The organism is Nocardioides sp. (assembly GCF_035503875.1).
Lineage (GTDB): Bacteria > Actinomycetota > Actinomycetes > Propionibacteriales > Nocardioidaceae > Nocardioides.
The window spans coordinates 1-2,217 of sequence record NZ_DATJTA010000057.1; the positions used below are offsets into that span (position 1 = coordinate 1).

The 2,217-nt window shown below is 71.6% G+C and carries 1 protein-coding gene and 1 pseudogene; both read left to right on the forward strand.

Going from position 1 to position 2,217, the window contains the following annotated elements; genetic code table 11:
- Positions 1–1,450: FAD-dependent oxidoreductase (locus VMF51_RS14075; RefSeq protein ID WP_325475072.1), on the forward strand; the 1,450-nt coding region annotated here is incomplete at its 5' end.
- Positions 1,447–2,217: pseudogene (locus VMF51_RS14080) on the forward strand (histidine kinase); the annotation flags it as partial. The gene VMF51_RS14075 and the pseudogene VMF51_RS14080, both read left to right, overlap by 4 nt.

Genomic DNA, 2,217 nt, shown 5'->3' on the forward strand with positions numbered 1-2,217 from the left:
CGGCATCGAGTTCCTCGAGCGGGCGATGGACGTGTACCCCTACGCGAAGCGGATTCTGCTGACGGCGTACGCGGACACCAGCGCGGCGATCGACGCGATCAACATCGTGGACCTCGACCACTACCTGCTCAAGCCCTGGGACCCGCCCGAGGAGAAGCTCTACCCGGTTATCGACGACCTCCTGCGGGCCTGGCAGGACGAGGATCGCAAGCCGGTGCGCGAGGCCAAGCTGGTCGGGCACCGCTGGTCGGCGCCCTCGGCGGCGATGCGCGACTTCCTCGCCCGCAACCAGGTGCCGTATCGCTGGTACGCCTCCGACAGCGACGAAGGACGGCGGCTGCTCGAGGCGGCCGGCGCCGACGGCCGCGATCTCCCGGTGCTGATCACCACCGACGGCGAGCCGATGATCGCCCCGTCCCAGGCCGAGGTGGCCAGTCGGGTCGGCCTGGCGACCAGCCCCGAGCGTGACTTCTACGACCTGGTCGTGGTCGGCGGCGGGCCGGCCGGCCTCGGGGCGGCGGTCTACGGCGCCTCCGAGGGGCTGCGCACGGTCCTGGTGGAGAAGTTCGCCACCGGCGGCCAGGCCGGCCAGTCCTCCCGGATCGAGAACTACCTGGGCTTCCCCGACGGCCTGTCCGGCGGCCAGCTGACCGACCGGGCCCGGCGGCAGGCGGTCAAGTTCGGCGCCGAGCTGCTGACCACCAAGGAGGCGGCCGGCCTGGAGGTCAACGGGCCGGCCAGGACGCTCCGGCTCGGCGACGGCAGCGTGATCGACGCGAAGGCCATCATCCTCGCCACCGGGGTGTCCTACCGGCAGCTCAACGCCCCCGGCTGCGCCGAGATGACCGGGGCGGGCATCTACTACGGGGCGGCCCTGACCGAGGCCGAGGCGTGCAAGGACGCCGACGTGTTCATCGTCGGCGGGGCCAACTCGGCCGGCCAGGCCGCCGTCTACCTGGCCCGGTTCGCCCGCTCGGTGACCATGCTGGTGCGCGGCGGCTCGCTCGAGCTGTCGATGTCGTACTACCTGATCCAGCAGATCGCCGGCATCGAGAACATCTCCGTCCGCACCTGCACCGAGGTCATCGAGGCGAACGGCGACGGTCACCTGGAACAGCTGGTGCTGCGCGACCTGAACACCGGCGCGACCGAGCCGGTCGACGCCAGCCAGCTGTTCATCTTCATCGGGGCGGCGCCGAGAACCGGCTGGCTGGATGGCGTGGTGGCCCGGGACAGCCACGGGTTCATCGTGTCCGGGCCGGACCTGAGCCAGGCCGAGCACAAGCCCGGCTGGCCGCTCGACCGGTCCCCGTACCACCTGGAGACCAGCGTGCCCGGGGTGTTCGCGGCCGGCGACGTGCGCTCGGACTCCGCCAAGCGAGTCGCGTCGGCCGTGGGTGAGGGCGCCATGGCCGTCATGCTGGTCCATCGCTACCTGGAGACACTATGACCGCCAACCCCGCGGCGACCGCGCCGGAGACGCCAGACGTACCCGACAAGCCGGTGCAGACGGAAACGCTGCCCGGCGAGTGCTCCCCCGACCAGCTCAGGACGCTGTTCCTGTTCGAGAAGCTGACCGACGAGCAGCTCCGGCGGCTCTGCCAGGAGGGGCACGTGGAGCTGGTCAAGCCCGGCGTCCTGTTCGCCGAGGGCGCTCCGGCCGACTGCTTCTACGTCCTCATGGAGGGCACCCTGGTCACCTCGCGGCGGGTCGGGCCGGACGACGTCGAGGTCGGCCGGACCAGCCAGCGCGGCGTCTACACCGGCGCCTACACGGCCTACCTGGGCGACCGGGTGCCGCAGGTGTACCAGAACACCGTCCGCGTCACCGAGCCGTCCAAGTTCTTCGTGCTCGGCGCGACCTGCTTCGCCCAGATCATGACCGAGTGGTTCCCGATGCCGACCCACCTGCTCGAGGGGCTCTGGCTCGGCGGCCAGCGGTCGCGCGAGGCGGTCGGCCAGCGCGAGCGGCTGCTCGCGCTCGGCTCGCTGACGGCCGGCCTGACCCACGAGCTGAACAACCCGGCCGCCGCCGCCGTCCGGGCGACCGTGACGCTGCGCGAGCGGGTCGCGGCGATGCGCGGCAAGCTGAAGATGCTGGCGGCCGGCAAGTACGAGAAGGCCAGCTTCGACTCGATCATCGAGCTTCAGCAGCGCGCGGTCGAGCGGGTCGCCAAGGCGCCCAAGCTCGCCCCGCTCGAGGCGTCGGACCTGGAA